The sequence below is a fragment of the Bacillus sp. SJ-10 genome (assembly GCF_002843505.1).
Taxonomy (GTDB): Bacteria; Bacillota; Bacilli; order Bacillales; family Bacillaceae; genus Bacillus; species Bacillus velezensis.
On record NZ_CP025258.1, the window covers coordinates 2,900,551 to 2,927,396 of the forward strand.

A 26,846-nucleotide genomic window follows, 5' to 3' on the forward strand; every position below is an offset into this window, starting at 1 on the left:
CCCCTCCTTAACTCAATTGTTGTACATGTCTTGTTACTTTAGGCTGATAGCTTCGCAGTTTTTGCATCGCCGAGCCGTGATGTTCAGGGTATACTTCTATCATTTCTTCCGGTTTTTCCTCCGGCTCTTCCGCCTGTTTCATCATGACGAACTGATTCAACGGGCCGCCGAGCAATCGTTCAAGCGCCGCCATTGCTTCCGGCGCTTCAATTGATCCGACTCCCGCCTGTTTCATCCGTTCTTGATATTCGGCAGATGATACGATTCCGACACTGCCCCAGTAGCTCCAATTCATCACTGCCGCCGAATACGGCCGAACTTGAGCCAAATGAGCGGCAAAGGCATCTTTGAAACTGCATCCGGCAGCATAATTGCTTTGTCCGGCCGCTCGTGCAAATGATTGAACAGATGAGAAGAACAAAGCAAAGTCTAGCGGCTCATTTTGGAACACGCGGGCCATATTCACGCTGACATTGACTTTTGCAGCGAGCACGCTTTTAAAACGGCTTTCCGGCATATTTTTCAGGCTCTGATCCTCTAAAACAATTGCGGAATGGATGATTCCGTTAATTTGCGGGTGCGTGCGTTTGATCGTTTCATACGCCCGTGTGAGCTCATTCGGATTTGCCGCGTCAGCTTCAATATAAATCGGCGCCGGGCCGAATTGGCTGAGTCTGTCGATTTTTTCCTGGATGGCGCTGTTATGTTTTCGTCTGCCGATCCAAACGACTCGCGCCTGATATGTTTTCACGGCATATTCGCTCCATGCCTCGCCGATGCCCCCCGCACCGCCGATGACGACATAAACGCCGCCTTGTTGGTAAGCGGGCCGGCTTGACACCGGCTGCTGTACAGGAATAAGGCGCTGTTTGTACCAGTGATTGTTCCGGTACGCCCATGTATTGCCTTGCTCATCAAACGGCGCTGAGAACAGCTCCGCCTTTGAAACATCTTCCGGACATCCGACATCAATCAGCCTTGTTTGCCAGTTCGGATACTCTTTTGCGAGCGAGCCGACCAAACCGTGAATGCCTGCATGAGCCGGATCAATAATGTCCGCCGGCTGTACGGACTGTGTTTTTATTGTGACTGCAGTCAAGCTGATTCGCTTGCCTCCATATCCTAAAGCAAGCATGGCCTTAATCACTCTGTACATCTGGATGACGCCCGCATCCTGAGCTTTTACCATGTCATCAGCGCTGTGAAAAGGAGCGATCCATACGATATGCCCGAAAGACCCTCTTGCTTTCAGTTCAGCCGCAACAGCCTCTATTCCATCCTCCGGGGTGATATGGAGCCTTCTCGCAGAAGGATGATGCAATTGAAAAACCGCGCTTTCCTCATCCCCCGCGATAAAGACAACCTCTTCCTTCTTATATGCCGGGCTTTGATCACGGAATTCCGCGAGATCCCACACCGGAGCCAGAAGGTTTGCTCCATTTAATGATGTTTCCGGCGCGGGGCCTTCCATCATTCTGGAAGAAATCCCTTTAATTCTGACACAGACCCGGCCTGTCTCATCGCATAAGTCAATGTCCATATGCTGTATTTTTTCATCCGTTCCCCGGGAGCTGACGTACGCCCACATGCTTGTCGTGCACGGGCTGAAAATGTCCAGTTCTTCAAGGGCGAACGGCAGTGACAGCTGGTTATCATCTGCGTGCAGCTTCAGACCGATTGTCGCTTGCAAAGCTGAATCAAGCATACACGGGTGAAGAACGTATTGATCTGCCGTTTCTTCGAGGAAGGAAGGCAGCCGGAGCTCAGCTAATGCTTGATTGCTTCCGATATGAATGTGCTGAATTCCTTGTTGTCCGGGACCGTAGTCAATGCCGATTTTGCTGAATAAGCCGTAACACTGTTCAGAAGTCAGTATACTGAGGCCGCATTGAGCTTTCAGTGCGCCTATATCACGGTGCGGAGCCTCCCCGGCGCTGAGAATGCCGGCAGCCCCCTGACAGTGTATCTGCCTGCCGCTTGCTTCTGTTTGTGAATCCGTGTAAATGTCATACACGATTTCACCGTTTTCCCTCGGGTTCAGGCTGATTTGCGCTTCAATCGGGCGGTTTCCCGCTTCGATCGGCCGAACCCAAACGATGTTTTTCAGGCGGGTGACAGATGGACGTTCCTTTTGCCCTTTGACTGCCTGAGCAACCGCCGCCCTAGCCATTTCCAAGTAGGCGACGCCCGGCATAACCGGCTTGCCTTTAATAAGATGATCGGTGAAAATCGTCTCTTGTCCCGTAAATTCGGATCGGTACCGCTGCTCTGTTAAATCTGATACATTTTCGTGAAGCAGCGGGTGCAGCACCCGCGACGTCGGCACAGCTTGCGGTTTCTCTGCTTTCGGCCGATTGTCCGTGATCCAGTACCGCTCTTTCGCAAACGGGTAAGCAGGAAGACTCATCCGTTGGGGCTTGATATCAGAATATAAGCCGTCCCATTTGATATCCGCGCCCTGCACCCATAATTCCGCAAGCTTGTCATTCTCTCGGCGGCTTATCAGCTCTTCGATATCCGCTTCGCCGTTTGCGCCTGCCAGAATGGATTTCAGGGAGGTTTTACCCGCTTTTCCTTTATAAATGCCCGCTATATCATAACGTCCTTTCGCACAGCTCTTTAGCTTGTCCCGCAGTTCTTCGGCCGAGGAAGCGATAATGGCCGCTCTTTCTTCCATCGCATCCCGTCCCTGCTGAAGCGTGTAAGCAACACCGGCAAGATCCGCATCCGTAAAAGGAGCTTGCGCCAGCTGCTGCGCCTGTTCCTGCAGACGCTCTTCTTCTTTGGCCGACAGCACAAAGATTTGAGGGTGTGTGAAAACAGCTGTTTTTCTTTCTACCTTCGGGATATATTCTTCAATGACGACATGGGCGTTTACGCCGCCGATGCCGAAAGAACTGATTCCCGCACGGCGCGGCAGATGATTGCCGTTTTCGTCTTTCAATGCCGTCCATTCTCTTTTTTCCTGTACGATGTAAAACGGACTGTCTTTCAGCTTGATATACGGGTTGATGACCTCGCTGTGGAGGCTTTTTGCAAGTGTTTTATGCTTCATCTGCATCAGCACTTTGATCACACCCGCGACACCGGCTGCCAGTGACAGGTGGCCGATATTGGTTTTGGCCGATCCCAGACCGCAGTGACTCGCGTAAACGGCGGGATCGCCTGTTTTTTCGTACAGCTTTTGAAAGGCGGATTTCAGGCCGTTGATTTCGACCGGATCGCCAAGCTCCGTTCCGGTTCCGTGCGCTTCTATATAAGTGACTGTTCTCGGATCAATGCCTGCTTTGTCATAAGCCGTTCTGACGACTTCCGCCTGGGCTTTCGGGTTCGGTGTCGTCAAGGAGTTCGCGCGTCCGCCGTGGTTGACCGCGCTGCCTTTAATGACACCGTAGATATGATCGCCCGCTTTTTCCGCTTCTGACAGCTTTTTCAAAAACAGAATTCCGGCACCTTCACTGACGGCAAATCCGTCCGCCCTGTCGGAGAACGTTTTACATTTCCCTTCTTTGCTCAGAGCGCCGGCTTTGTCATAAGCGATGTGGCCTTGCGGTGTGACGACAGTATTCACGCCGCCGGCGATCGCCATATCGCAGTTCCCGTTTTCAATGGCGCATACGGCGTGATGAATCGCGACCAGCGAGCTGGAACAAGCCGTGTCGATCGGTTCACTCGGCCCGTGCAGATTAAGCATATAGCTGACGCGGTTCGGCCCCGCTGACGGACTCATATTTGCGGCTGACGCACCGCCGATATCCAGGTCGGAAAACAGTGAGCCGTATCCGGTATTCCCCGTGCCGATATACAGGCCTGTTTTCGTGCCGGAAAGGCTTTTAGCGGAATATCCCGCATCTTCTATCGCTTTCCACGCATACATCATTAACAAGCGCTGCTGGGGATCCATCTGTTCGGCTTCCAGCGGTGAAATTCCGAAGAACAGCGGATCAAAATCCGCAACTCCGTCGATAAATCCGCCCCACTTTACATTTGTTTTGTTGGCTTCATTAAGCGGGTCACCGTAATACTCACGCCAGTCCCAGCGATCCGCCGGAACCTCTGTTATACAATCTTTTCCCTCTTCTAAGTTGCGCCAATACTCATCAATATTTGCGGCCTTTGGAAACACTCCGCTCATGCCGACAATGGCGATCGGTTCCGGTTTATGTTCAGCCGCAGTCTGAACAGGCTGTACGGCAGTTTTTGCAAATCGTTTGTTACCTGCCAGTCTGATGCCGCCATCATCAGTTACGCCGCTTTGTTTTTCTTCTTTCGGCTGTGTGCTGCCGGCAAATTGTGTTTGATAGTCTTCTGCTAAATGATGCGCCAAGGCTTGAATCGTCGCATATTCAAAAAATACGGTCGGTGTCAGATCAAGCTGATAAGTGTCATTCAGCTTGTTGGCGAATTCCGTCAGCGTAATGGAATCAAATCCGTATTGATTAAACTCCAATTCGATATCGATTTCTTCAATGTTTATTTTCAGAAGCCCGGAAACCTCTTTTGCCAGCAATTCCTGAAGTTTTGCCGTCAGGTCTTTCGGCGCAGGCGTTTCATCCGTTTTCTTAACCGGTGCAAAAGCGGCTGCAGGAGTCTTTTGAAGCAGCTTTTCCCGCATTACGGCGCGGTTTCCTTCCATGACGAGCACGCTTGTTTTCCCCGTGCTCCATGCTTTGTAAAGAGCTTCTATTCCGGTCTCAGTGCGCATCGGCGTTACACCGGTTCTTTTTTCGGTGAGCTTCGCCATTTCTTCATTGACTTGCATTCCGCCGTCTTTCCAAAGCGGCCAATTGACCGACAATGTATGTCCGTGGCGGTACATTGCCGTAACCAGCGCGTTGCGGTATGCCGCATAGCTGTCCATAAATGCGTTTGCCGCCGCGTAATCCGCCTGTCCCGCATTCCCGGTGACGCCGGAAATGGATGAGAAAACGATGAAAAAGTCCAGCGCTAAATGCTCGGTTGCTTCATCAAGGTTGACAAATCCGTCCGTTTTAGGAGCCAATACACTGTAAAACTCTTCGGTTGTTTTCTTTGCGATATACTGATCTTTCATCACACCCGCGCTATGAATGATGCCGTGAAGGCCGCCATATTCCGTCTCAATTGTTTTGACCAGGTCTGCCGCAGTTTGAGCGTCTGTTACGTCAGCCTGCTTGTATTCCGCTTTTGCTCCGAGTGATTCAAGCGATTGCAGCTGCATCCGCTGTTTCTCGCTTAAAGCGGAACGGCCTGTCAAAACCAGTGTCGGCTCTTTGACTTTGCGGGCGATTTCTTTCGCGAAAATAAAGCCTAAGCCCCCGGCTCCTCCGGTAATGAGATAAATGCCTCCGTCGTTCCACGGAATGCGTATTTTGCCGCCGGACACGGCCGTTTCTTTGACATCTGCGCTGTATCGGATGCCGTTTTCATATTTGATATGGCTGTCATCAGCAGCCCGTATTTTATTCTCTCTGATGATGTCTGTGATTCTGCCGTTTTCCGCCGGTTCTATTTCAATCAGCTGGGTTTTCAGTTTTTTATGTTCCAGGCCGGCTGTTTTTAACAGAGCTGAAATCCCTGAGAGCAGCTGATGCTTATCTGTTTTAGAGAGAACCGTCTGGATGAGGACGTCTCCATCCGTCTCTTCCTTCAGCAGTTTTTGCAGCGTCTCCAATATCCGTCCTGTATAATCACGGAAGCGCGCCGCCGCTTTCCCGTGCGGGGAGGTCATTTCAATACATTCAGCTCCCGCGGCTTCAACGGCTTGTTTCAATCCTGCGTCTGTGTCACAAAGCAACACGATATGCCGGGCAAAAACCGGTTCCGTTTGAACGGCGGTTTCATCGCTTCGGGTCCATACCGGCTCAAGCATGAGCGTTTCCGGAGCTTTTTCTTTTTTCTCAGGTTCTTTTTCAGCCGTTCTGAATGACAAACCTTTCAGCCTTACGCAAACCTTGCCGTTTTCATCACAAATATCAAGATCGCGTTTTTCAATCTGGCCGGCTTTGTGGTCTTCTGAAAGTCTGGCGTAAACCCACATCTCCGCAGCGCATGCGCTGAATACTTCAAGCTCCTGAACCGCAAACGGAAGCATCAGTTTTTCATCATTTGTTCCGGTTAATATGCTTGATGCCTGCAATGCAGAGTCCATTAAGCCCGGATGCATGACATACTCCTGTACCGTGTCCGCACAAGCCGCATCAAGTGACAGTCTGCCCAATACGAAATCATCACCTGTATAAATCGCTTTGACACCCCGGAAAGCCGGGCCGTAATCAAAACCGATTTTGCGGTACATATCGTACACTTCATCTGCAGAAAACGGTGTCTCGGCGGATTCTGATCTCAGCTTTTGGAGATCAATGACCGGAGCCTTTGCGTCAGGGCGGACTGATACTGCCCCTTGGCTGTAAACAGACGGCTGATCTGTGTCCCGGCCGCTGTAAATGTCGAATTGAACGTCATTTGCCGTTTCAGGAATGAGACGGATGTTGACATGAACCGGCTCGTCTTCAATGGTGATCGGCCGCACCCAAACCGTATTCTTAAGCTTGACGCTTCCTTGTCCGGCCGGAACTTCAGATGCCTGTTCCATTGCTGCGCGCGCCATTTCAAGATGTGCCACTCCCGGTAAAATCGGCACGCCTTTTACAACATGGTCCGCAAGGTAAAATTCTTCTCCTGTATAGATTGAGCTGAACCGCTGTTCTGCAAGGTTTGAAGTATTTCTGTGCAGAAGCGGATGAAGCGCGTCTTGTTTTCCGGCAGATACAGTGCTTGTTTTTTCGTGTTTTCCGGTATGTTTCGCCGCCCAATAACGGTCTTTTGCAAAAGGATACGACGGCAGGCTCATGCGTTTAGGCGGCCGGTCTCCATACAGCTTCGCCCAATCGACGTTCAGCCCTTTGACCCATAATTCAAGCAGCTTCGCGTATTTGCCGCGGGCCATCCATTTTTCAACGGCTTCTTGAATTTCTTCATCTTCCGTCAGCATTTGCAGCGTGCCTTTGTCTATTCTTCCTCTGTACAAGTCCGCGTGCTTATCTCCAGTGATAAACTGTGACAGTTTTTCCTGCAGTTCTTCTGCGGATCCGGCAATAACCGCCAGGCGTTCTTCCATGGCGTCCCTTCCGATTTGGAGGGTATATGCCATAGAAACGAGGGAGGATTGATCGTACCGTTTTTCAGTAAGCGCACGTTTCAGCTGTTTTGCCTGTTCTTTCAGGCGTTTTTCATTTTTGGCGGACAGAACGAAAAGACATGGATCGATATGAGAATCATCTGCTTCCTCTCTGTCTTCTGGGATGTATTCTTCGATGACGACGTGGGCATTTACGCCTCCGATGCCGAATGAGCTGATGCCCGCGCGGCGCGGCTGTTCGTTCCCGCGTTCGTCCGTCTGCGTCTTCCATTCCATCGTCTCCCGCACCAGATAAAACGGGCTGTCTTCAAGCTGAATGTACGGATTTACCGTCTCACAGTGGAGACTTTTTACTAGTGTCCGATGCTTCATCTGCAGCAAAATTTTAATAATGCCCGCTGCTCCCGCGGCAAGGGATAAATGGCCGATATTCGTTTTGACCGACCCTAAGCCGCAATAGCCGGCCGCTTTCTCTTTTCCGTCTGCAAACGAGCTGAACGCTTGTTTCAGGCCGTTAATTTCAACGGGATCTCCCAGTTCTGTTCCGGTGCCGTGCGCTTCGATATAAGAGACTGTTTTCGGATCAATGCCCGCTTTTTTATATGCGGCTTTAATGACTTCCGCCTGTTGTTTCGGGTTAGGCGTTGTTAAAGATGCCGCGCGGCCGCCGTGATTCACCGCGCTTCCTTTAATGACGCCATAAATGTGGTCCCCATCCGCCTCAGCGGCTTTCAGCTTTTTGAGGAAAAAGAGACCGGCTCCTTCACCATGGGCAAAACCGTCAGCCTGATCAGAGAACGTTTTGCATCTTCCTTCTTTACTCAGCGCGCCCGCTTTGTCAAAACTGATATACACATCCGGAAGAACAATCGTATTGATTCCTCCCGCCAAAGCCATGTCGCACGTTCCTTCTTCAATTGAAGAAACGGCATGGTGTATGGCAACGAGCGAGCTTGAGCAGGCGGTATCAATCGGTTCGCTCGGCCCGTGCAGATTGAGCGTATAGCTGACACGGTTCGGTCCGACAGACGGACTTGTATTCGCCGCGGATGACCCTTCAATCTCCGCATCGGCATTGGCTAAAAGCGAACCGTAGCCGGTATTTCCGGTCCCGATAAACACACCTGTTTTTGTGCCTGAGAGACTCTTTGACGCATATCCGGCATCTTCAATCGCTTTCCACGCGTGCGTCAGCAAGAGTCGCTGCTGAGGGTCCATTTGCTCCGCTTCCCGCGGTGAAATCCCGAAAAACAATGGATCAAATTCAGCAATTCCGTCAATAAACCCGCCTTGGTTGACGTTTGTTTTATTGGCTTCTTTTGCGGGATCCCCGTAATAGTCCCGCCAGTCCCAGCGGTCTTTCGGAATCTCGGTCATGCAGTCTTTGCCTTCTTTCAGGTTCTGCCAGTAAGCTTCAATGTCTTCTGCCATCGGGAAAATCCCGCTGATGCCTACGATTGCGATCGGTTCCGGCCCTTGGTCCCGCTGCACTGTCTGCGGAAGTGTCTCAGGCAGAGTGCGGCGTCGCTTAACGGCCGGGCGCGTGATTTGAGTCTCTTTTACCGGTCTTGCCGATTGAACCGTTTTTGTATTTACCGCAAACCGTCCGGCAAATTCCTCTTCGTATTCACTGATTAAATGAACGGCAAATTCATGGATTGTCGGATGATCAAAGAAAATCGTCGGCGTTAATGTAAGCCGGTACGTTTTGTTTAACTGGTTCGTAAACTCAGTCATCGAGATAGAATCCAGCCCGTATTTTGTCATTTCTTCATGAGGATCAATTTTGTCAATGTTTACTTTTAACAGTGAGGCCGTCTGCTGTTTTAACAGATGCTTCACTTTTTCAAGCAGGCTGTCAGCATCAATGTCATGACGTACGCCGGTCTCTGTTTCCGGATGATCATTCTCTTTGCGGAACAGTTTTGCTATCATGTGTTTCACATCTCCTTCAAGAACCGTCATCCGGGCTGTCCCGCTCATCAAGCCTTGATATAAAGCCTTGATGCCGGCATCTGTGCCGAGCGGTGCGATTCCCGCCTCCTGCATCAGCATATCTTCCGTCTGCTTTCCTGCCTGCATTCCGCCTTCTTTCCATAACGGCCAGCTGACAGAAAGCGTCTTTCCGTATCTTTGTCCTGCGGCTTGTAAAGAACGGCGGTACTCGGCATACATCTCCATAAAGACATTTGCAGACGCATAATCAGCCTGGCCGACGCTTCCAAGCACACCTGATAAGGATGAAAAGACAATAAAGACATCTAATTTCTCATGTTGTGACGCTTCATCAAGATACACAAGGCCCTTCACTTTCGGAGCGAGAACGTGTTGGTATTCCTCTGCCGTCTTCTTCACCATGTAGTTGTCTTTTATAATGCCGGCACTGTGAACAATCCCGTCCAGCTTGCCGTGCCGTTTGCGTATATTGCGGATCAATCGGTATACTTCTGCTTCGTCCGTGACATCGGTCTGCTCGAAGAAAACAGAAGCGCCGGCAGCACGTACTGTTTCCAGCATGTCTTTCTGCTTTTCTCTGAGAGCGGACCGGCCGGTTAGTATGATGACGGTGTCTTTTGTACGGTTTGCGATCTCTTTTGCAAAAATCAGACCTAAACCTCCCGCACCTCCTGTAATGAGATAAACGCCTTCGTCTTTCCACGGAATGTCCGGCTCCGCTTGAGAAATATCCATCTCTTCCCAATCAGCGGCAAAGCGCTTGCCGTTTTCATATTTCACATGGACGCTTTCGGCATGCATACGGTTTTCGGACGCTTTTTCCGCTATGCCTTCAGCACGTTCTTCCTCCTCGGCTTCGATCATTTGACAGATCAGCTTGGAATGTTCAAGGCATGCGGTTTTGAAGAGGCCGGTAATGCCTGAGAACACCTGCTGTAAGCCTGCTGACCGCGTAACAGCCTGAAAAAGAACGCGGCCCTTCGGCTTGCTTTTCATTATGGTTTTGATATGGTCAAACAGCTGGCCCGCATAAGAATGATACCGCTCTGCAATAGATGCGGGACGATCGTCCAAGATAATGACGCTTGCATGTTCAAGCTTTGCTTCCACGGCCTGTTTTACAGCTTCATCGTACTCACAAAGGAAAATGATATGCTCTTCATACGAAGGCTCGTGGGCCGCCGGTTCCGGCTGCTCTTTCCAGACCGGTTCAGCGAGCAATGTGTCCGTACGGCTGACCGAAATGCCGGCACCCGAGTTTTCTTCCATGATCCGCGTTGAGAAACCTCTCATCCGCACACAAAGCCCGCCGTTATTGTCATATAGATCAATATCGGCTTTTTGGATAGGATCGCCGGCTTTATTGTTCGCACTGAATGTGACGTGCACCCACATATCATCAGCGCACGGCTTCAGAACGTCCAGCTCCTCTAAAGCAAACGGCAATGCGGCTTTGAATGGTTCCCCGCTTTCTGTAAGCAGCGCTCTCGTCACGTTTTGCAAATATTCGGCGGCCTGAAGCGCACCGTCCATCATACTCGGATGAAGGATATAATCAGCTTTTGTATGAGAGACGGATTCAGGAAGCTTCAATTTAGCAAGCAGCCGGTCTTCGCCTTTGTATACAAGCTGCACCCCTTTGTATCCGGGCCCGTAATCAGCACCGATCATTCCTTTGTAAAACGCTTGAGATTCGATTGTTCCCTGTGTGCACCGGCGCTTCAGCTGCTCAATATCCGCCGCTTCCTCCGGTTCCTTCCGGATGATTTCAGCGATGCCCTGATTATAAAGAGGAGCTTCTTCACCGATAGAATCGTTACCCCCGTACATTCTGTAATGAATCTTTCCGTCCTCTTCTTCATAAAGTCCGATATGGACACGGACAGCCTCCTGATCGGCTATCACCGGGCGGACCCATACAATATTCTTTAAGCGCAGGCCCAGAGAATCCTCTGTTGCCCCGCCGATGCTTTTCTCCGCCGCGGCCCGTGCCATCTCAAGGGTAACGGCAGCCGGCACGATCGCCATTCCTTTAATGATATGCTCGGCAATAAAATACTCTTTTCCCGTGAATTCCGAACTGAACCGCTGCTCCTGCAAGACAGATGTATTCTGATGTACCAACGGATGCAAAAGTTTGGTATCCGTTTGCTTCACAGTTTCCTCCGGCCAGAAGCGCTCCTCTGCGAACGGGTAGGTCGGCGCACTGATTCTTTGCGGCGCGGAATCCTGATACAATAAGCCCCAATCGACACGCGCTCCTTCAACCCAGAGCGCCGCGAGTGCTTTCAGCTTTTCATCCCGTGTCTGACATGACGCAAGCTCTTCCATCTCCTGAGCTGACACTTCTCTGCTTCTCACTTTTTCGCCCCGTAAGATGTTTTGGTCATTGCCGTTGATAAAATCCTGCAGCTGACGCTTCAAATCGTGACGATCATGACTGATAAAAACGGCTCTCTCTTCCATCGCTTCACGTCCGGTCTGATACGTAAATGCCAGATCATGCAAGGAAACATCGTTTTCGGCTTCATCCAGAAAGCCGGATAAACAAGATGCATAGGCAGTAAGACGCTGCTTATTTCTCGCTGACAGCGGAACGATAAAAGGCGGCTGTCCGTCCTTTGATCCGCTGATCGTTTTGTTTTCGTACTGTTCAAAAATGGCGTGGGCGTTTGTTCCTCCGAGTCCGAATGAGCTTAACGCTGCGCGGTGCGGCGTCTCTCTCTCCGGAAGCGGTTTTCGCTTATCCGCCACATAAAACGGCGAACCGCTGAATTTGATATTCGGATTCGGTGACGTGTAATTAATGGTAGGCGCCAGCTCCCGATGATATAAACTCATGGCGACTTTGATGCACCCGGCCAGACCTGCTGCTGTATCCAAATGTCCGATATTCGTTTTTACGGAGCCGATCCCGCAATACTGCTCCCGGTCCGTGTAACGTTTATACACTTGCTGCAGCGCGGACATTTCAATCGGATCACCCAATGTCGTTCCTGTGCCGTGCGCTTCGATATAGGAAATCGTCTCCGGGTGAATATTCGTGCTGTCTAAAACATGCTGGATGACGTCAGTCTGGCCTTTTACACTCGGTGCGTAAAAACCGACTTTATCCGCTCCGTCATTGTTCAGACCGATGCCTCTGAGCATGGCGTATATGTGATCTCCGTCCTGAACGGCTTGTGACGCCTTTTTCAGCAGAATGACGGCCGCTCCTTCTCCGCCCGCCATACCGTCGGCTGAAGCGTCAAATGCCTTGACATGCCCGTCGCTTGAAAAATTCAATCCGTTTTGGTGCACATAGCCGATGCCGGTCGCTGCATGCAGAGTTGCTCCGCCGACGAGCGCGTATTCTGATTCTCCGCTCGTTATGCTTCTATAGGCTGAATAAAGACCGACTAATGATGATGAGCAATTGGAATGAACGAAATAGCTTGGCCCTTTTAATCCGAGCTTATGGGAAACCATCGTCGGAATCGTGCCGCTCTGCGCTAACACCCATGACACATAGCCGTCGGGAGATTCATGGCCTTCTGTCGTTTTTTCCGGCAAAAGCGACCGATACGAATTATTGCTTGCCGACATATATACGCTTGTCTTCGGAATCTCTTTCGATACATATCCCGCGTCCTCGACGGCTTTCCAAGAATGAACCAGCAGAAGCCGAAGCTGAGGGTCCATAAATTCTGCGTCTTTCGGAGAAATGTGAAAGAACTCAGGGTCAAAGAGATCTTTTCCTTCTATCGTCGATAATGCCGGCACATAGTCGGGATTTTCGATCAAATCTTCAGGCACGCCGGCTTTCCGAAGTTCTTCTTTCGAGTAGAACCGGACGCTTTCTTTTCCTTCTCTTAACTGCTTCCAAAACTCATGATGATTTTTCGCGCCGGGGAACTGGCAGGAGATCCCCACTATCGCCACACTGTCATCAAAGTAAGACGGCATCCCGTTTTGCGGTGTATGTTCTTTTTCTCTTTCATCTTGGCCGGACACCTCTGATTCAGCTGCCTGTTTTGTTTCAACAATAAATCGGCTGATCGCCTTTATGGTAGAGTGTTCGAATAAATCCGTGACGGTAAAATCGCATTCCAGCTCCTGTTTAATGCGTTCTGCCGCCGCAACAGCCAGAAGCGAGTCGCCTCCCACATCGAAAAAGCCGTCTTCGATTTTGATGCCCGCCGTATTCAGCAGGTCTTCCCATATTGCGGTCACTTTCGCTTCCGCTTCTGATAACGGCAGTCTGCCCGTCTTTTCAGACCGGTGAACGATTACCTTGCGCTGTTTTAGGTCTTTGCGGTTCACTTTTCCGCTCGGTGTTAACGGCAGCGCATCCAGGCGGATAAAATGGGCGGGCGCCATATAATCCGGCAGGCTTGATAAAAGATGGTTGCGGAGCGCTTTTTCATCTGCCGTATGACCGGAGCGGGCCATATAATAAGCAATCAGCTTTTTATGTCCGTTCTTTTCCTGAACAACTACCGCCTGGTCAAGAATGTCCGGATGTTCGTTCAATTTCGTTTCAATCGCTCCCAATTCGATGCGGAAGCCGCGGATTTTCACCTGACTGTCAATCCGGCCGGCATATTCTATGTTTCCGTCAGGTAGCCATCTGGCCAAATCACCTGTTTTGTAAAGCTTTTCTCCTTCACTAAACGGATTATCAATAAATGATGCCGCCGTCAGCTCAGGCTGATTGTAATAACCTCTGGCCAGACCGGCGCCGGCCACGCAAAGCTCCCCGGCCACACCGTCAGGGACGGGGCTGAGCTTTTCATCGACGATATAAAGCCGCGTATTGTGAATCGGTTTCCCGATCGGCGTATTCCTGCTTGTGATTTCCTTTTGGCCGCAGCTGTAGTAAGCGGCATAAATGGATGTTTCCGTCGGGCCGTATATGTTTTCAATTCTGGCATGTTTGAAGATGGAAACTGACTTTTTAACTAAATCTTTCGGAAACGCCTCACCGGCCACCATCACATATTTCACAGGGCCGTCTTCTGTAAATGCCGTATGCCGCTTTACCGTTTCCAGAAATACATTAAACACGGCGGGCGCAAAATTCAGATGCGTGACCTGGTGGGTTTGGATGTATTCCATGCAAAGCTGCGGATTTTTTTCTGCACCAGGCGGCAAAATGACAAGCCGTCCGTTTCCGATAAACCAGCCGAATAATTCAGAAATCGAAACGTCAAATACGTAATTCGTTTTTAACAAATAGGCATCCTCTTGTGCGACCGGATACTCAGCTTCCAAAAACTGCAGCGTATTCATGATGGCTCTGTGCTCAACCATGACGCCTTTCGGTTTTCCCGTGCTTCCGGACGTATATAGAATATAAGCGAGATGATACGGTTTTGAACGCGGCGTCAGTTTTGCCCCGCTGACAGAACGTCCGCTGTTTTCAATTTCCACCGTGCTCACACCGCCGATGGCCAACTGTTCAATCATGCCGCGCGTCTTTGCTTGCGTTAATACGATCGAAACGCCGCTGTCAGTCAACACGTGCGCCATCCGTTCGTTTGGAAAAGCCGGGTCCAGCGGCACATACGCGCCTCCCGCTTTTAAAATGGCGAGGATGCCGATGACCATCTCAAAAGAACGCTCCGTACAAATGCCGACCGGGCATTCCGGTGTGACGCCCTTTTCTTGCAGGTACACAGCGAGCGCCGTGCTTCGTTCATCTAATTCGCGATATGTAAGACTGTTTTCACCGAATGTGACGGCTTCTCTGTCAGGGTGGCGTCCGGCTTTTTCTGCAAACACTTCATGAATGCAGCGCTCATTCGGCTGATGGGATAAACGGCTTTCATCCCGTTTTTGATTGAGCAGGCCGGAACAGGCTTCAAAAGCGATCTCCGGATCAGAAAGCACCTTTTCTGCCAGTTTCATATAATGCTCCGCCATTCGTTCGATGAAAGAAGGGCTGTAGACATCCGGGTTGTACAGAAATTGCAGGACGGTTCCCGTTTCTTTTTTATAGACTTCAAGCGCAAGCTCAAATTCGCCTTCCTGATGAATGTCTTCTATCATTTCAATGCCGAGTGATTGATATAGTTCCGCCAGCTTTTCCGCTCCTTCTGTCCGGAAGAAGTTTTGATAGAAAAACGCGGTTTGAAAAACAGGCGACACCGCAGGCGAGCGTTCCGTCTTCAATTCTTTTACAAGCGCGGGAAACGGATACGCGGCATGGTCCAGCCCTTCTGCCAGTGTCAGCTGCAGCTCCTTCAAAAACGACGTAAAAGATTTGGCGCCCGTCTCCCTGCTTCTGACCGCGATCATATTAATAAAGTATCCGATGACAGATTCAAATTGAGCCTCAGAACGCCCCATCGTCGGCATGCCGACGATGACATCTTCCTGATTCGTATATTGATAGAGCAGTCCTTTGAAAATAGCGAGATACACAACGGATTCATTGACATTATTTTTTTGGGCGCAAACTTTAATCTGCCGGTTCAGTTCATCAGGAAGCAAGCGCTGATACGCCTGCCCCCTGCAAGTTTGAACCGATGATCTCGGATAATCCGACGGAAGCTCAAGCACCGGCAGCGGTCCTTTTAGCTGCTTTTTCCAATAAGACAGATGCGTTTTTCCCGCTTCGCTTTCCAGCAGCTCTTTTTCCCATTTCACAAAGTCATGATAATCTGCGGCCTGCTGAAGCATGACAGGTTCTTTGCCTTCACTTGCTTTTACATAAGCGTCCAGCAGCGCCGACATAAACGTCATAAGAGAGACGCCGTCAAAAATGATATGGTGAATGGTAATTAACACAATCGGCTCCCGCTTCGCCCGCCGGAATACTTGAACACGCAGGAGCGGCCCGGTTTCAAGCGAGAACGGTGCTTTTGCTTTTTCTTTAATAAACGAAAGAGCGTCACGCCCGCTTAATTCGGAAAGATCCATTTCTTCAATCGGAAAATGCCGATCCGTATCTTCTATCTGATACGGAAGGCCGTTTTCCTCTTTTATCACACTGGTCAAAATAGGGTGCTGGCGCTGCACGGACAAAAGGGCGTTTTTGAATGTCTCGACATCCAGCTTTTGAAAACGAAAGCATAACGGAATGTTATATGCGCTCATCTCCGGAAACATTTTCTGAAGCATCCACAAACCTTTCTGGCCTTCTGAAAGCGGACGTTTTGCAGTTGTCCGCTTAGAAGCCTGAAGCTTTTGTTCTACTTCAGCGATGGTGAGCGTTCCTGATCTGTAGGCATCGAGAAGTTCTTTATGATTCATAGGTCTTACTCCCTTCTATGATGTCTTGCACTCTTTTAAAATCTAATGTCCCCTCAGAGACCTGTTTCATCATGGCGATGATCTCCTGATCCGTATACTCCTTGTTATCCGGAGCGGCGGCTTCTGTTTCGGTTTCTTCCGTTCGGTAAAACGTTTCGATCGTTTCTTTATGTTCTGTCAGGTAATAGCTGATGACGTCTCCGAGCGTGGCATAGCTGTAAAATAACGCCGGAGTGACTTCAATGCCGTAATGACTCGACAAAAGAGCGGCAAATTTGGCTAAATAGATGGAATCAAATCCGAATTCCGCCCAGTTTTTATGCAGGACGAGTTTATCTTTAGATATTTTCAGCAGACTGTGTATCAGCTCTTTCAAATCCGCTTCGAGCCGTTTTTCCGCGCTTTCTTCCGAGATGCGGCGGCTCACGGTTTCCAAAAGCGCATCCGTTTTTAATGAATCGTCCCGCCGTATGCCTAAAAATCGTTCGGCACGGCTTCTTTCGCCGGCAATGACAAGGCACTGGGTGTTGTCTTGAGAAATGATGCGCTCAAAAAGCTCAATGCCTTCATCTGTTTCTAACAGGCGCTGACCGCTTGATTTCAGGTACATGCCCGTCGTCTCTTCACCGCCGACGGCCATTCCGCCGTTTTTCCAGACCGGCCAGTTTATGACAAAAGCGTTTCCGCTTTCTGATTGTTCGTTTTTATAGCGGGCATACGCCATTTGGAACCTGTTCGCGACCGCATAATCACAGCAGCCGAAATCTCCTAAAACAGCAGATGTGGATGAAAAGTAGCAGATGAAATCAGGCGTTTCGTTTTTCAGCCACTCGTCAAGAAGCAGGCTTCCGTTTATTTTCGGTTCAAGCGTACTGCGGAAATTCCCGATTTCATTTTCAAAGACGGATGTTCTGCTTTCGATGCCCGCCGCATGAATGACGCCGTGAATGGCTCCGAATCGTTCTTTCGCGCGCTTGATGCAGTCGCCCATTCCGATCGGATCACAAACATCGGCTTCGGCGTAAAGAACACCCGCACCGAGATTTTCCAGGTCTTTCATTTTTTCTTTCTTTTCTTCATTGATCGGCGACCGCCCCGTGAGAATGACATTTGCCTGGTAGTTCCGGGCCAGATGGCGGGCAAATAAGTAGCCGAGCCCTCCTAATCCGCCTGTAATGAGATATGTTCCGCCGGTTCTGATCCTGCTGTTTTCTTTCGTTAGTCCGGTTGGTTCGATGTGATAGACATATCGTTTTCCCTCTTCCAAGAAAACAGTATGGTCTGTTTCAGCTTTCAGCTCGTCCCAAATGGTTCTCACCCAGTCCGTTATGGCCGCACCGGCTTTTCTGAAGTGGCCGGTAACACTTGTTTTCGGGAGAACAATGCCGAGCGAACGCTCAAAGCCGATCCATGATTCCAAGTAGCACCTTTCCAGACCGGATGCATATTCCCCCGCCAATAACAGCCTTTCCGGCTGCAGACCGGTCTCAGCCATTGCTTTGAGAATATGGACGATACATGAATAATCTTCGATGCAGCTTTTATCTTCAAGCGCCCATAAATACAAAATGGCAGAAGCCTCACCGTACTCTTTTTGAATATCCGCAAAAGCGTTCACATATGATTGCGGATCTTCCCGCACCACTTGGCAGCGGCCGGCGGACAGAGCCTCATACCGGTCTCCCTGAGCGATAAAAATAACGTCAATGTCACTGTCATACGATTTGACCACAGAGACGGCTTCCTGCTGCTTCTTCTGATCAGATAAGAAAGAAATCACCGTTTTGACTTGCTTTTCTCCGGCTGCCGGCAGAGCCTGTTCTTTAAGAACTTCTCTAAAAGTCATTACTTCAAATTGTTCCGCCGGATCATTTTCGTCAGCCGGCGCGTTAACGGGCGCGGCCTTGCTTTGTACAGGCTGCTGATGCCAGAAGCGTTCTTTCGCAAACGGATAAGCAGGCAGGCTGATGCGGGCCGGAGGACGGTCTCCGTATAATTTCGCCCAATCGATGTCCAATCCTTTTACCCAAAGCTCAAGCAGCTTAGAATATTTCCGTTTGCTGATCCAAGCGTCTATGATTGTTTCCATATCATCATCCGCCGAAAATACGGCAAGCATCCGTTTGTTTTCTTCCGTGCCGTCACGGTGCAGTCCGGCGCTGTTTTGTCCGGCGATAAATCCATTCAGTTTTTCCTCAAGTTCATGAAGTGAATGAACGATAAAGCCGAGACGCTCTTCCATCGGCACCCGGCCAGTCTGGAGAGTAAAGGCTATGCTCATAAGGTCGCTGCCGCTGTATCTTTTTTCACGGATGGCGTCTCTGAGCTGTTTTGCTTTTTCAGTGAGCCGTTCGCTGTTTTTCGCGGACAGGACGATGATGGCGGACTGATCTGCCGGCGTTTCATCAGGCTCTTTGTCTGCCGTATATTCTTCTATGACGAGGTGGGCGTTTGCTCCTCCCGCGCCGAAGCTGCTTAACCCCGCCCTTCTCGGAAGCTCTCTGCCGCCGATGACGGGACGTTTCCACTCACCGAGCTCCTGCTGAACGGCAAACGGCGTATACGCGAAATCAATATTCGGATTCAGCTGTTCCGCGTGCAGGGACGGCGCAATTTGGCGGTCTTTGAGCTGGAATAATATTTTTGTCAGACCCGCAATGCCCGCGGCGCTCTCACAATGGCCGATATTTGATTTTGCGGAGCCGATGGCGCAAAACTGTTTGTCTGTTGTATCCTCTTCAAATGCTTTCATTAATCCGGCGATTTCAATCGGATCTCCTAATGCGGTGCCCGTACCGTGGGCTTCAATATAACTGACGGTGCGCGCCGGGACGTTTGCTCTTTCGAAAGCTTCTTTTATTAAGGCGGCCTGCGCATTCGGATTCGGAACGGTGTATCCGTTCGTTTTGCCTCCGCTGTTAATGGTGCTTCCTTTAATCACACCGTAAATGTGATCGTTATCGGCAATCGCTCGGTCTAACGGCTTTAACACGACCGCTCCTACCCCTTCTCCGTCGACAAAACCATCCGCGCGGTCTCCGAACGATTTGCACGTGTCGCCTGCGGAAAGCATGTTCATGACTGACAGATTCATATAATGGATCGGGTCGGTCACTATGTTTACGCCACCGGCAATCGCGCATTCGCTTGAACCGCTGTATATGCTCTCAAGCGCCAGATGAATAGCCGTCAAAGAAGAGGAGCAGGCTGTATCAACGGCAATGCTCGGCCCTTGGAAATCAAAAAGGTAAGATACCCTGTTGGCAATGGACCAATAGCCGTAGCCTGTCGGGTAGTTTTTGTTCATCGCGCCGGCAAAAACACCGATTTTTCTGCTTTGGCACAGGTTGTCAGGCGTATAGCCGGCATCCTCGATACTCGCATACGCCGTTTCTAAAAATAATCGCTCCTGCGGGTCCATTCGCTCTGCTTCCAAAGGAGAAATCTGAAAGAACAGCGGATCAAACTTGTCCATATCCTCAATGAAGCCGCCCCATTTCGTATAAATAGAGCCTTCTTTACCTTTCTCTTCATCGTAGTAATCCCGCCAGTTCCAGCGTTCCCGCGGGATTTCTTCTATGCAGTTTTTTCCTTTTTTAATATTAGCCCAAAGCTCAGCCGCTGTTTTTGCCTGCGGGTAGCGTCCTGAAACACCGATGATGGCCACGTCGCGAACCGAACTTTGCCGGACCGTCTCTTTGGCTGCCCGTTTTTCCCTCCGCCGCCAGTCAGTGCGAAGCGGCTTAGCCGGCTGTACAGCCTGCGGTTCTGGTGATGCCTTCCGTTCTTCCTGAACAGGCGTTTGTCCCGTCAGTTTGATCATCGCGTCTTTTTTCGTTTTGATTAAGTGAGCGACGAGCGCCTCAATCGTCTGATATTCAAAAAATAAAGTGCTGCTGACTTGGTCCAATACATTTCGTAACGCGTTTGTCAGCTGTACGACGACGATAGAATCAATTCCGTATTTTTCAAGCGGCGCTTTCGGATCAATTTGAGCCGGCGGAATTTTTAATGTTTCTCCGATTAACGTTTTCAAGTACTCGGTGCTTTTTTCTGTTAAAGACGTGTCGCCTTTTTGCACCGTTGTTTGCGCCTGAAGTTCCGGCGCTTGCGCTGCTTTTGGCGGTGCGGTCCGTTTTTCGGCCCCTGATTTAAGCGTTTTTTGGCGAACAATGCCGTTGCTTTTTGCCGCTATAATCTGATGGCTTAATTCATGTGCCGCTTCCGCCGGGAAGAAGACAGAATGCCAGCCTTCACTTTCTAACACGCGTTTCCAGCTTTCCGGATACAAGCCCGGGCACCCCGGAATACGAAGGGCAGAATCTTCATGCAGCCACCAGCCTTCAAGCAGTCCGAAAGTAATATGCGGGAACAGGCTGTTTCCCGCCATTTCATTTAAGAGCAGCAAACCGTTGTCTTTTAAAACGGCTTTGGCGTTTCTCAGCGTCTGGCGGATGTCTTTCGTCGCGTGAAGCACATTGGCCGCAACGACGATGTCGTATGCGCCCGGCTCTATATCCTGGCCGGCAAGCGGCACTTCTGCGTTAAAAAGCTGATACGTCAGATAAGGATTCCGTTTGCCGTATTCCGTCTCCGCATGCACGAGAAAAGCTTTCGATACATCGGTGTAACAGTATTCCTTTATATGGTTTTGATACGGCCTAAGCTTTTCAAATATGCCTGCGCTTGTGCCGCCTGTGCCCGCTCCGATTTCCAGGATGCGGATCTCGGCTTTTGAATGTTTGCTGATGTTTTCTTTCACATAAGCCGTTAATGTATCTGACAGGGCGCTGTTAAAGTAATCCGCGACTTGGTTGTGCTTATAAATTCCTTCAACAAGTTCCATTGAAGAGTGCGGAAACATGATGTCTGTCGCCGGCACTTCTTCCCGCAGAATGTCCGGCAGTGCTTTAAGCATCGTCTCGGCTAAAACAGTCATCGCTTTTGTATCGGCGTTATTGAGCCATTCCTCTTTTTCCCGCTCCCATTTTTGCCATAGCGAGGCGGTTGTGTTTTCGGCTCGCGCCGACAGTTTATATGAATCCGCATTCCCTTCCAGATAGCCATGTTCCAGAAGGAAAGCGATCGTTTGATTGAGCCATTTTTTAAAGTATTCGTGTTCGGGCTCATACGCTTTAAGGCTTTGCGGCGTCAGCAAGTCTGCTTCTTTAAGCTGGGCGATCAAAAGCTGATACAGAAAATCATCGAGCTCCTGATGTTCAGCCTCTCTAACAAGACGTGCGCCGGGCGGAGCGACCTTCGGCTGTTGTGAAAAGAAAAGCGGCTGAGGCGGATAAACGGAAATCTTTTCTCTTTCATTCATCCCTTCGACTGCGACCGGTTTGGTCGTATGAATGAAGGCCGCCTGATCAATCGGCAGCGTCATAAGGGTTTCAAGCGCCTCCATTGCAGCGTCCGGTTCGATCAATCCCAATCCGATCTGATCCATCAGCTGAATAAAATCATCGTCTTCAGCCGCTTCGCTGTTGCCCCAATAGCCCCAGTTCATCACTTTGACCGGACAATTCCATGTCTGATCAAGTTCCTTCGCAAATGCGTCACTGAAAGCGCATCCTGCGGCATAATGGCTTTGTTTCACGTTATGAATAAATGCCACAAGCGAGGAGAAGAAGAGCGCAAAGTCAAGCGGCTCCCGTCCAAATACCTCCGCCATGGACACACTTACATCGGCTTTTGCCCGCAGCACCGATTTGAACTCTTCTGTCTTCATATTATTTAAGCTTTGCTCAGACAGATCCATTGCCGAGTGGATGATTCCGTTCATTTTTGTGTGGCGCTCTTTTATGAACTGATAAGCCAACTCTAAGGAAGCACTGTCGGCGGCATCGGCGGAAACATATTCAGGCGCCGGGCCGAATGCGCTGAGCCGGTCGAGTTTCGCCTGTATGGAATCATTCAGTGTGCTTCTTCCGATCCAAATGATGCGTGCTTTGTAGCGGCGGATCATGTATTCACTCCATGCCTCGCCAAGATATCCGGCGCCTCCGATCACGGCATAAACCCCGCCTGTTTGGTACAGCGTGCCGTTTTTCGGCATATTGTCAAGCGGTATCAGCTGCCGCTCAAACAGCTGCTGATTGCGGTACGCCCAAATTTGACCGTTTTTCCCGGCAGAAAGACTGAGCGCCTCTTCGATCGGCCAGCTGCCGTCCGTTTCTGTGTCAATCATGCGGATATGCCAATGCGGATATTCTTTCGCCATTGTTCCGGCAAGTCCGCTGACTGCGGCTTGTGACGGGTCGGCGCTGTCTTGATCCGAAAACGGCTGGGCATTTGCTGTGACGATGCACCAGTCCAAACGTTTTTCTCCGTACCCTAAGGCAAGTAATGCTTTCATCAGCTTGAACACATGAAGGACGTTCCTTTCCTGTTCCTTGAGGCTGTCCGCACTCTCAGCCTGCGGAGCAAGCCAAATGATTTGCTTCAGTTCTTTTTGTCCTTCAAGCATGTGCGTAAGAGATGTGATATCATCCGTACCTCTGATCGGATAATAGGAAGCGTTCGGCAGATGTTCTTTTATGCGCGTATGTCTCGAATCCGTTCCGCCGAATACTGCCGTCTGCTTATCCACCGCTGCTTCCCCGGCTTTTTCAAGCGCAACAGGCTCCCAAGCCGGAATCAGCATCGTATGGCCGACAGGCGCCTCCGCGGTTTCTCCGCCCGCTGTTTGGCTTGTGTCAAGCGCCCGGACGGACGCGCCTTTCATCCGGACATAAACCGTACCGGCATCATCACACATATCAATGTCAAATTTTCTTACGCTGTCATCTGCTTTGCTGCCTTCTGTGTACCGGATATATGACCAGATATGTTCAGGGCACGGCCCGAACACTTCCACTTCCTGCATCGCAAACGGCAAAGAAAGCTCGTGGCTGTCTGCATCGTCATGTATTGAGCGGACAAGCAGACCGACGGAAGCGTGAAAAGCGGCGTCCATCATACTCGGGTGAAGCGTATACTGTTCTTTTTTGTCATGTACGGCAGCCGGGAGTGAAATACGGGCCAATAATCGGTCTTCTCCAAGCAGCAACTGCTGTACGCCCCTGTATGCCTCTCCGTAATCCAGACCGATCTTCTCAAAAGCACCGTAACATTCTTCCGCAGTCACGATTCCTAAATTGCAGGAAGCTTTGACAGACTCGATATCTATCTGGGCGCTGCCCTGTTCGGTAATGATCGCTTCACCCTGGCTGTGAATAACCGGTTCCTCGCCGTTTTCTGCCTCACTGTATATTTCATAGGTAATCTCACCATTATCTTCTGGGTAAAGGACAATATGTATTTCTTTCGGTTTATCTTCAATCATGACCGGACGGACCCAAACAACCTGTCTGAGTGTGACGCTATGGCCTTTTTCCGTCACGGCAGCGGCCTTTTTGACCGCCTCTGCGGCCATTTCCAAATAGGCGACACCCGGCAGTATTTTTTGTCCGTTGACGACATGGTCAGATAGGAAAAATTCATCTCCCGTAAAAAGAGACGTGAAGCGCTGCTGCGAAAAATCTGACGTATTTTCTTGTAAAAGCGGATGCAGCACTGTGCCTGACGGGCTTTTCTCCTGTTTTTTCTGCTGCGGAATCCAATAGCGTTCTTTTGCAAACGGATACGTCGGAACGCTTGTTTTACGCGGTTTATATGAACCGTACAGCTTATTCCAATCTACTGTTTTCCCTTCTGCCCATAACTCGGCAAGCCGTATCGGATCATCCGTCTCGGGAGCGGGTTCGCTCAGTTCCGGCAGCTCGGCTTGTCCGCGCCAAAGACCGGGGATGTTTTCGTTTCCTTTTACGAAATCATTCAGCTTTTCTTTCAAGTCGCGGGTGTCATTTACAAGGAAGACAGCTCTCTCCTCCATTGCTTCACGTCCTGTCTGAAGAGTATAAGCCAGTTCAGACAGCACCGTCTTTTCTGAAAGCGATCGGGCTAGTTTTTCCGCATAGGCCAGAAGCCTGTCTTTATTTCTTGCTGACAGCGGGATGAGTTTTGCTGCCTCGTTCTCAGGTGCTGGCGCTTTTTGTTCAGGCTGAATGTATTCTTCTAAAATGATATGGGCATTCGAACCTGATGCACCGAAGGAACTGAGTCCGGCCCGGCGCGGATAATGTGTGACTTTACCGTTTTCTTCGGCTGCCGGCTGCTTCCACGGAGCAGTCTGCTGCTGTACGTAAAAAGGAGATCCCTCAAATTTCAGGTAAGGATTTAATTCCGCAGAATGCAGTGATTTGACAAGCGTTTTGTGATGAAGCTGCAGCGCCGCTTTTGTTAACCCGCTGATTCCCGCCGCTGATTCTGCGTGGCCGATATTTGATTTGACCGAACCGATGGAACAAAATTGCTGATCCTGCGTCCCTTGGCTGAACGCTTTTGACAGACCTTCAATTTCAATCGGGTCTCCTAACGAGGTACCCGTGCCATGGGCTTCCACATAGCTGACGGTCCGCGGGCTGATACCTGCTTTTTTCAGACAGGCCTTAATGACTTCTGCCTGTGCAGCAGGACTCGGGACGGTAATTCCGCTTACTTTCCCGACGTGGTTAACGGCGCTTCCTTTAATGACCGCGTAAATGCGGTCGCCGTCTTGTTCGGCTTTTTCCAGCGGCTTGAGCAAGACCGCACCGACTCCTTCTCCGGAAACGTAGCCGTCCCCGCCCTCGCCGAATGTACGGCAGCGGCCGTCACTTGAGTGCATGCCCACGCTCCCGTAGCTGAGATATTTCGCCGGGTGCAGCGACAAGTTCACCCCTCCCGCAAGCGCGGCTTCACATTCGCCGCGGCGGATGCTTTCAATGGCCAGATGAACGGCGGTCAATGATGAGGAACAAACGGTATCCACCGCGATGCTCGGCCCGTGGAAGTCACAATAATAGGACACTCTGTTGGCGATCTGCGCATAATTCAGTGAAACCGGAAACGGATCAGTCTCAGATAATTGTTCTGCGCCGATTAAGGAATAATCTTTATGCATCACCCCTGCAAATACGCCGATCGGATGCTGTTTCTCTCCTTTATTCCCCAGCGTTTCAGACGTATACCCCGCATCTTCAATCGTTTCCCAGCATGTTTCTAAAAACAGACGCTCCTGCGGGTCCATCATTTCCGCCTCACGCGGTGAGATTCTGAAAAACTGCGGATCGAAGCAGTCGGCATCGTCAATAAAACCGCCCCATTTTGATACTGTTTTTCCTGACGGGGACGTTACGTTTTGATATGTTTTCCAATCCCAGCGGGACTTCGGAACTTCAGTGATGCAATCCGCGCCTGCCTTCAGGTTATCCCAAAACTCCGCCACACTTTTCGCTTTCGGATAGCGGCCGGCCATTCCGATAATCGCGATGTCTCCGGTGTTTTTATGATGTTCTGGCGCGTCCGGTGCTTCAGCTTCAAACCGTGATGGTTCGGCTGCACGTTCCGCACATTCAAATGAAACGGTCTTTTTCAAAAAGGCTGCGAGTTCTTTTATATTTGTATATTCAAAGAGAAGAGTGGGCGCGAGGTCCGCACCCGTCTTTTTACTGATATCCTGTACAATCTCAAGCAAAGAAGATGAATCCAGCCCAAGCTCATAGTAGCCGGCAAGAACGTCCAGCGTCTCCCAAGGCTGACCAAGCTTATCAGCCAAAAGCTTCTTTAAAAACAGAATGATGTCTTTTTCATCTGTGCTTTCCGGCTCAGTTGCAGCCTGTTGATTCTGTTCGGCTGTATTCGCGTCTTCTTCGAGCCGAACCGCTTTTCCCGTAATGTTTTTAAGCTCCGCCACCTTTTGTCCGGATCGGCTAAAGTACTCGATTGTCATCGTTGTGAGTTCTTTTTCCTGACGGACGCCGGAAGCGGCGATACGCGCCGTGCACTCTGATTGCAGCCTGTCGGCGGCCGTGAACGATTCATAATATAAAGGCAGATGAAGCCGGTTTGTATCAGAAAGCAAACCGCTCGCCCCGATTCCGCTCGCATCCAAAAGGGCCGGATGGAATAAAAAGAAATCCTTTCCTTTTTCGCAAGAAAGCTCAGCCAGCATGCCGCCTTCTGTTTCGTACAATCGTCCGTTCGATTTCATCATGCCGGAATGAACCAAGTCATGATCCAGGCAGCGGTTATACATGTCATCAAGATTCAGAGATCTGCCTGACTGCTTTACATCGCCGAAATCAATGGTTTCGTCAAATGTCACAGCGTCTCTTTTCACCATTTCAGCCGTCGCATATTGTATATTGTCTGACAGCTCATCACCTTGCTGTTTCTGCCCCGAAAGGGAGATGAGCCACTTTCCATCTCCGCTTTCAGAACATTGAATGGTCAGAATGATTGCAGCCGTTTCACTGACGGTTAAAGGCTGATAAATCGTAACGTGCTTCAATTCAAGCTCATTGTATACATAACCGTGTTCCTGAAAAACCTGATAAATCAAATCGATATAAGCAAGACCGGGCAATACCGCTTCACCAAAGACCATATGGCCCTTCATGATGGGATGATCCAGTGAGATATTGATTTTTTCCGATATCATTCCTTCCCA

2 protein-coding genes are annotated in these 26,846 nt (G+C 50.2%); both read right to left on the reverse strand.

Translation table 11 applies throughout. The annotated features are described in order from the left end of the window. Positions 1–7: 7 nt before the first annotated feature. Positions 8–16,312 carry a non-ribosomal peptide synthetase gene (locus tag CXL14_RS14565; RefSeq protein WP_101287857.1) on the reverse strand — a complete coding sequence of 5,435 codons (16,305 nt, stop codon included), beginning with the start codon at positions 16,310–16,312 and terminating at the stop codon, positions 8–10. Further along, the gene (locus CXL14_RS14570) at positions 16,302–26,837 is read right to left on the reverse strand and encodes a type I polyketide synthase (RefSeq protein WP_101287859.1); all 10,536 of its coding nucleotides are present in this window, start codon (positions 26,835–26,837) and stop codon (positions 16,302–16,304) included. Before CXL14_RS14570 ends, CXL14_RS14565 begins: the two co-directional genes overlap by 11 nt. Positions 26,838–26,846: the final 9 nt, after the last annotated feature.